This is a genomic window from Paenibacillus cisolokensis (assembly GCF_018403665.1).
Classification (GTDB): Bacteria; Bacillota; Bacilli; order Paenibacillales; family Paenibacillaceae; genus Paenibacillus_AH; species Paenibacillus_AH cisolokensis.
In genome coordinates, this window is record NZ_BOVJ01000186.1 from 1 (window position 1) to 7,421 (window position 7,421).

The window sequence follows — 7,421 nt, forward strand, 5'->3', positions numbered from 1 at the left end:
CAAGTTGCATCGCATGCATCAGGTCCTATCAGCGTGAGGCCAAACAAATCATCGCAATCAGCGCAAGCAAAGCTGCGTGCATCAACGCCAGCTGCATGCATCAGGTCCTATCAGCGTGAGGCCAAACAAATCATCGCAATCAGCGCAAAGCAAAGCTGCGTGCATCAACGCCAGCTGCATGCATCAGGTCCTATCAGCGCGAGGCCAAACAAATCATCGCAATCAGCGTGCAAAGCAGCTTCAATCGCCCCCAATCGAGCTATGCCGTCTTGCGCACCTCCAGCCGCCTGGTAAGCAGTGACAGCCCGTAATTGGCGGCAAAATACAAAACCGCGACGAGCAGCAGGATCGGAAAGACGACTTCCGGCCCCTGCCCCATAACAATGTTGGCGTGATGCATCAGCTCGCCCAGCGAAATGATGACCGTCAGCGACGTATCCTTCAAGAGCGATATGAACTGGCTGACGATCGGCGGCACCATCCGCCTAAGCCCGATCGGCAGGACGATGTGCCGCAGCGTCTGCGTATAGCTCAGTCCCGACGAACGGGCCGCTTCCACCAGCCCTTTCTCCACCGACTGCAAGCCGCTCCGCACCACCTCGGCGATCATCGCGGCCTCGAATACCGTCAGTCCCAGCACCGCCGCCCCGAACATATTCGTCTGAATGCCGAGCTCGGGCAAGCCGAACCTGGCGAAGAAGATGAGCAGCAGCAGCGGCAGGTTGCGCGCCGTCTCGACGACGATGCCGACGACCGGCGACAGCACGGGAATGCGCGCATAACGCAGCACCCCGAGCAAGCAGCCGATGACGAAGCTGAGCACGATCGCGACGAACGCGAGCCATAGCGTCAATCCGAAGCCTTCCAGCAAAAACTTCAAATTATCCGGCGAATACGCCTTCCCGAAATCCATGCGCCGCCCCTCCCTACCCGCTTCTCGCCAACCGCCGCTCCAGCGCGCGCGAAGCGAAGCTGAGCGGAATGGTCAGAAAAAGATAGAATATGGCGACGAATGCGTACGTGCTGACCGTATCGTAGGTCTCGGCATTGACGAGATCGCCGAAATACATCAGATCGAGCCCGGCGATGACGCCGAGAATGGACGAGTTTTTGACGAGATTGAGAAACTGGTTGCAGATCGGCGGAATGACGATCTTGATCGCCTGCGGCAGCACCACGTAGCGCATCGTTTGGGTATAGGTGAGTCCCGACGAGCGGGCGGCCTCGGTCTGTCCGCCGGGCACCGACAGAATGCCGGCGCGGATCGCCTCCGCGATATACGCCGAGGTGTAGACCATCAGCCCGAGCGTCCCGGAGATGAATTCGTTCGGCACGATGCCAAGCGCCGGCAGTCCGAAATAGAACGAGTAGACGACCAGCAGCAGCGGTATGTTGCGAAAAAACTCGACGTATGCCGCGCCCGCCCAGTTCAGCGGCCGGACCGGCGCGATGCGCATGACGGCTACAAGCGTGCCGAGCGCGAAGCTGCCGGCCAGGGCGAGCAGACTGGCCGCTATCGTATTGCGAATGCCTTCGAAATACAAGTCCCAATAGTTGATCAAAACGGTTATATTGATCATCCGCGCCCCTCCCCGATTTAAAGCGGCTTATTCGGCGGGCGGCTTCTCCCCGATCCATTTTTCATAGATAGCGTCATACTCCCCGTTCGACTTCAGTTCGGACAGAATGTCGTTGACCGCTTGCACCAGCTCGGCTTCCCCTTTCTTGATGGCGATGCCGTAGGGCTCGTCGGTGAAAATGTCGCCGACCACCTCGTAATTGCTGTCCTGCTGAGCCATCCCGTACAAAATCGCATTGTCGGTCGTCAGCACTTCGCCCTGGCCGGCGCGCAGCGCCGTGAACGCTTCCTGGTAATTTTCGTACTGCTTGACGCGCAAGCCTTCCACGCGGTCCTCGATGTTCTTGATCGAAGTCGCGCCCTTCACGCCCAGCACCTGCGTATCCTTCGTCACGTCGGCGATGCTGCGGATCGGGCTGCCCTTCTTCACCAGCAGCGACTGTCCCGCATTGAAGTAAACGTCCGAGAAGTCGACCTCCTTCTTCCGCTCCTCGGTAATCGTCATCGTCGCGATGATCATATCGATCTCGCCGTTGTTAAGCATCGGGATGCGCGTCTTCGACGTCACTTCCTTCAGTTCCACATTGGCCTCGTCGCCGGTCAGCTTCTTGGCGATCGCCTTGGCGATGTCGACATCGAACCCTTCCACTTCGCCCGTGCCGGGGTCCTTCAGACCGAACAGCTTCGTGTCGAACTTGACGCCGACGACGACCTTGCCCCGTTCCTTGATCGCTTCGAGAGCGTTCGCGCCCGCTTCCGTCTGTCCGCCGCCTTCGCCGCCATTCGCACTGCCGTCCCCGCCGGCGTCGGCGTCGCCGCCCGGATTATTCGAGGCGCCGCAGCCCGCGGCGGCAAGCATGACCAGCAGCGCGGCCAGCACCAGCAGCGGCAGTCGTTTCATTTTGTTCAATACGATCCCCTCTTTTCATTCAGAATGATTAATCATGAATGATTAATGATGGAGAAGGCGGCTCAGAAACAGTCGGGCGCGCTCTTCGCGCGGATGGGCGAAAATTCCGCCGGCGGCGCGTCTTCGACGATGCGGCCGTCGTCCATGAACAAGATGCGGTCTCCCACCTCGCGGGCGAAGCCCATTTCATGCGTCACGACGATCATCGTCATCCCTTCGCGGGCCACTGTCCGCATCACGTCCAGCACTTCGCCGATCATTTCCGGATCGAGCGCCGACGTCGGCTCGTCGAACAGCATCATTTCCGGCTTCATCGCGAGCGCGCGGGCAATGGCGACGCGCTGCTGCTGGCCGCCCGACAATTGGGACGGATAAGCGTCCGCCTTATCGGCAATGCCGACTTTCTCCAGAAAATACATGGCGGTTTCTTTCGCTTCTTTCGGTCGAACGCCGCGAACCCTGATCGGAGCAAGCGTGATGTTGTCCAGCACCGTCTTGTGCGGATAAAGATTGAAATGCTGGAACACCATGCCGATTTCGCTCCGCAGCTTGTTGATATCGGTCTTGGCGTCGTTTACCCGCTTGCCGCCGACGGTCAGCTCTCCGTCCGTTATTTTTCCAGACCGTTGACGCAGCGAAGCAGCGTGCTTTTGCCGGAACCGGACGGCCCGATCACGACGGCTACTTCCCCTTTGGCGATGTCCAAATCGATATCCTTCAACACATGAAAACGCCCGAAATGCTTATTCACCTTCCGGAATGCGATCATGGATTCCCTCCCTTCCCTCCTCTATATATTAATGAGGTTGATAATTCATTATATGGAACATAGTTGCGGTTAATTATCAACCTTGCTACAACGGTTCTGCAAATCTACCTAAATCACCAAAAAATAAAAAAAGCCGCCCCAAGCTTGCGCCTGAGACAGCTCTAACTCTGATGCTTATTCGCCGATCGAAACGACAAACCCGTCGTAAGCGCAAATGGCGCCGGCGCGTTTGACGCTCTCGGCGATTTCTTCATGGGGGCCGACCCCTTGATGGGAGAAATGAGTCGCGATGACGACCGTCCGGCCGTCGATCGCCCCGATCCCGCGCAGCCGGTTCAGCATAAGCCGGAAATCCCCTTCATTCAGATGCTCCCGGCCGGACGGATGCTTCCAGATCGTTCCTTCCATTACGACACCGTCGAAACGGGTCCCCTCCAGCTCTTTCCATACATGCTCCTCGTACAAACCGCTGTCGGATGCGTACAGAAGCATCGACTTCCCGTCCCCGATCACATAGTTCATCGCATCTCCGACCCGCAAATGATGGCAGGCTTCGATCGCGCGGATCGTATACGCCCCGGCTTGCCTCGACCTGCCCGGAACGATCGTCGTCCGGCGGATATCCGCCTGCTTGTCGGCGCCGCCGCGCCCGTCCCACCTCATCCAGACGGAAGGTCCGGCGATCATCGCCATCTCGGGAAGCTCGGTCGCCAGACGGAACGGCTTCGTCCGCAGCAGCAAATTGTTCGGATCGAAATGATCCATATGGCTGTGCGTCACGAGCAGCGTCTTTACGCCGCACAACGACAGTCCGAGCTGAGCGCAGGAAGCGAACAGATCCGGTCCCAGGTCGATCAGCAGGTCATCGTTAACCAGAACGCTTTGGCGTTTCCGGACGTTACGGCCGCCGTTCGCCCTGGCATGGTCGCATGTCGCGCAATCGCAGAACGGGGAAGGGATGCCTTCGGCCGCTCCGGTTCCCAAAAAGTCAGCTTCATGAACCGCATCACTCTTTTCGTTTTAAATTAGGGTGTCATCGGAGCTTGCTCCGCGACCGATGTGAAGCGGAAGTTGTCGAAATAAAGCGTTTGGGGCAGCGCGCTCCGCCACATCCAAATTTCAATCCCTTTGATCTGCGTCAAGTCCAGATTGACCTGCCGCAGCGGGATCCGGATCGTCTTGCCGTGGCCGGAACGCACGATCTGAATGAACGAATCGTCCGTCTTGCCGTTCAGCCCATGAAATTTCACATAGAACTGGGCGGTGCCTCCCGGATTGAACACATCGAACTCCAGCGTTTCGAATTTCGACCAGTCGGCGCTGCGGAACCCTTTGCCCGCCTCGAACAGACGGAAATTCGGGAAGTTGACGTTTGCGGAGAAGTCCGCTTTCATCGCGTAATGGCCCTCTGTCGCATGCTCGGCGGACAGGCTCAGGCCGACCGCGGAAGAGGTGAACCGGTTGATCGCCGCAGCCGTTTCCGCATCGTTCAGCCCGATCACATACGGCGCGACGCGCTCGCGGACGGCAAGCTTGCGATGGATCGCCTCGGACGCGCCGTCCCGGTTTACGATGATGTCGACATCGTGCAAGCCGGGCGCAAGCTCCAAACGCACCGTATATTTGTCATACGCCGGACCTTGTTCGGCCAACTCGGCCGGACGGCCGTTCACCGTCACCTCCGCTCCTTTGGCGGCGTAAACCGCAACGTCCCGGACTCCCGCCGCAGGCGAATCGACCGTGACGAGCGCCGGCACCGCTTGCGGCGCGACGATTTCCCGCGCGATTTCGCCGCGGACTTCCAGCACATTCGCGGGCTCTTCGGCAAACGACCTTACATTTTCGTAGAGCCGGTCGTAAAAAGGCCGGATCGCGGCCCGGTACGGGAAATCGTCCTCGATGCCAAGCTCGGCAGCCGTACGGCGCAGCCGCTGCTCGTACTGCCACAAATATTCGTAGTCTTCCATGCTCTCCCGCAGCACTTCCAGACGGATCGTCCCGACCGGGCCGTCGATGCCGATTTCCGTGCCGGGGTAGAACAGGTAGCCGTCGCCGTTGGCTCCCGGGAACGCGAGCGGGTCCTTCCATACGTCCCGGCTCACATACTTCTTCTGCCCCGAATCGTACTTCTGAAACTGGGTCGTCGCCCAATACAACGTCCCTTCAACGCCGTAATCGCGCTGCATCCAGGCCAGCAGCCGCGTGCCGACGAGATCGTCGTCCGTATGGTAGGACGGGAACGGATGCTTCGGGAAGACGCTCGTATACCACCATACGCTTTCGCCTGCAGCCTGCCGTTCCTCGGCGAATCCGGCATCGAACTTGTCGATTTCGGGCGTCCAAATATCGACATGTCCAAGCAGCTCTTCCAGCGGCTGAATCGTCACCAGATGCGGGACGTCCGGGGCCGCCTGCTGCAGCGCTTCATTGATGGCCTTCACCCTGTCGTAATGGTTCGAAGCGCCGGGATGCGGGACGGGTTCGTCGATTTCGCTGACATAGAAGTACGCTTTGTCGAGCAGCCCCCGCTCCCTCAGCTTGTCGACGAGCAGCTTGATCCGTTCGGTATCCGGTTCGCCCTGCGCATCCTTGTAATAGGGCAGGCGGTATGCCGACACCCGCGGATCGTTCACGAACTTCGGGGCGCGTTCCACATATTCGTCGATATCAGTGTCGGGAATCGGCAAATATCCCGGCGTCAGGCGATGCTCGACCGAAGCCCAATAATACTTCTCGATATACCGCCAGGCTTCCTCTCCCTGAACATTGCCGTGCGCCTCCTGAATCGGCCCGCCCCAGATGCCGAAGGCCGTCTTGGCGTGGCTTTCATCGGTCAGCTCGAAATCCCATACCGTCAATTCGACCGGGATGCGGACCGGCTTCCCCGTTTCGTGCAGCGTAATTTGGCCCGTATAGACGCCGGCCGGCTGTCCCTTCGGCACGTAGATTTTGACCCAGATTCCCTGATTATGGCCGGTCTCCACCTCCAGCTTGCCGTCCAGCGGAATGAGGGCGTCCGGATACCAGCCTTTCGGATAAGCGGGCGTCGTCAACGTTGTCACTTCGATATAATGCTGCTTGAACAGCTCGATATGCTCCGCGCCGATTTTGGCGGGGCCGTCCGTCTGCTTCAGATCGCCGACCGATACTTGCAGCTTGCGCAGCGGCGCACCGGCCGCCTTGACGATCACCTGGCCGGCTTCATATTCGTTGCGGGCCGCTCCCAGCTTCATCGCTTTGCCGGCTTCCGCGGGAAACGGCTCGTCCCGCATCACCTTGTCCGTATTCGTCGGCACCCATACTTCGAACGGCGCTTCTTCATTCCCGGCATGGACGGAAGGCATAAGCAAGCCCGGCAACAGCGCAACGGCCAAAACGGCGATCGCCGCTTTGCGTAATCGAAACAAATGAAACAAATCAATTCCCTCCCCATGACTTGCTTAATATATATGACTGCGGCCCCCGGGACGGTTTCCGGCACCCCGGGGAAACCGCTCATGCGCCGGCCGGCGAATCAGTTTTTATACCGTTCGTATGCCGCCTTGTAGATTTCCAAATATTGATCCAGCCCCATTTTTTCGATCGTGCTCACATATTTGTCCCATTCGGAAAACGGAATGTCGCCGAATATAAACTTCGCCGTCATTTCGTCCACATATTTGTTGATGTCCGTGTGAAGCGGCGTAAACCGGCCGAGTTCCTCCTGCGTGTACGTGAACGCCGGCCATACTTCCTCCGGCCATTGCGCTTCGACTTTGGCCGCCGCTTCCATGCTCTCCGGCGTCGCTTCCCCGCCTTTGAACGTGTTCGCGGTCAGCATGGCGGGGTAGTAACCGCCCGCCCAGGAGACAAACTTCGACGGATCCTGTTGGTACGCTTCCGTATATTCGAGCGTGCCGTCCGGTTTTTCGATATAGCTCAAATCTTTAACGCCCATGAAGAACAGCTTGCTGCCTTCCTCGCTGTAGAAGTAATCGATCCAGCGCACCGTCGCTTCCGGATGCTCGTTCTTGTCGGTGATGACGAAAGCGCCGGCATCGATAAGCGGGGAACGGGCCCGCGAAAAATCCGGTCGCCGTGCGGTCCGATCAGCGTCGCGCGCGCGATCGATTGTAACTGTTGACCCCGCTGATGGCATGCGGACTGTTCGTTTCCGATGCGCC

At 58.8% G+C, this 7,421-nt stretch carries 6 protein-coding genes and 1 pseudogene; all 7 read right to left on the reverse strand.

Going from position 1 to position 7,421, the window contains the following annotated elements:
• Positions 1–259: 259 nt before the first annotated feature.
• Positions 260–913 (reverse strand): amino acid ABC transporter permease, encoded by a 654-nt coding sequence (locus PACILC2_RS22805; protein WP_062490849.1) that lies wholly within the window; start codon positions 911–913, stop codon positions 260–262.
• A gap of 13 nt (positions 914–926) precedes the next feature.
• The gene (locus PACILC2_RS22810; protein ID WP_213531060.1) at positions 927–1,580 is read right to left on the reverse strand and encodes an amino acid ABC transporter permease; all 654 of its coding nucleotides are present in this window, start codon (positions 1,578–1,580) and stop codon (positions 927–929) included.
• Between the two features lie 27 nt (positions 1,581–1,607).
• The gene (locus tag PACILC2_RS22815) at positions 1,608–2,480 is read right to left on the reverse strand and encodes a transporter substrate-binding domain-containing protein (protein ID WP_372447211.1); all 873 of its coding nucleotides are present in this window, start codon (positions 2,478–2,480) and stop codon (positions 1,608–1,610) included.
• 51 nt (positions 2,481–2,531) lie between these two features.
• Positions 2,532–3,258 (reverse strand): annotated as a pseudogene (locus tag PACILC2_RS22820) (amino acid ABC transporter ATP-binding protein).
• Between the two features lie 174 nt (positions 3,259–3,432).
• Positions 3,433–4,242, reverse strand: a complete 810-nt coding sequence (locus PACILC2_RS22825; protein WP_213531064.1) for an MBL fold metallo-hydrolase — start codon at positions 4,240–4,242, stop codon at positions 3,433–3,435.
• Between the two features lie 41 nt (positions 4,243–4,283).
• Positions 4,284–6,674, reverse strand: coding sequence for a DUF4091 domain-containing protein (locus PACILC2_RS22830; RefSeq protein WP_244863770.1), 2,391 nt, complete (start codon positions 6,672–6,674; stop codon positions 4,284–4,286).
• Positions 6,675–6,772: 98 nt separating this feature from the next.
• Positions 6,773–7,421, reverse strand: a 649-nt coding sequence (locus tag PACILC2_RS22835) for a type 2 periplasmic-binding domain-containing protein (RefSeq protein WP_504739391.1), incomplete at its 5' end; no start/stop codon positions are given.

Coding starts and splice junctions, on each gene's coding strand:
- PACILC2_RS22810 (WP_213531060.1), bottom strand. CDS start 1,580: ATGATCAATATAACCGTTTTGATCAACTATTGGGACTTGTATTTCGAA.
- PACILC2_RS22815 (WP_372447211.1), bottom strand. CDS start 2,480: ATGAAACGACTGCCGCTGCTGGTGCTGGCCGCGCTGCTGGTCATGCTT.
- PACILC2_RS22805 (WP_062490849.1), bottom strand. CDS start 913: ATGGATTTCGGGAAGGCGTATTCGCCGGATAATTTGAAGTTTTTGCTG.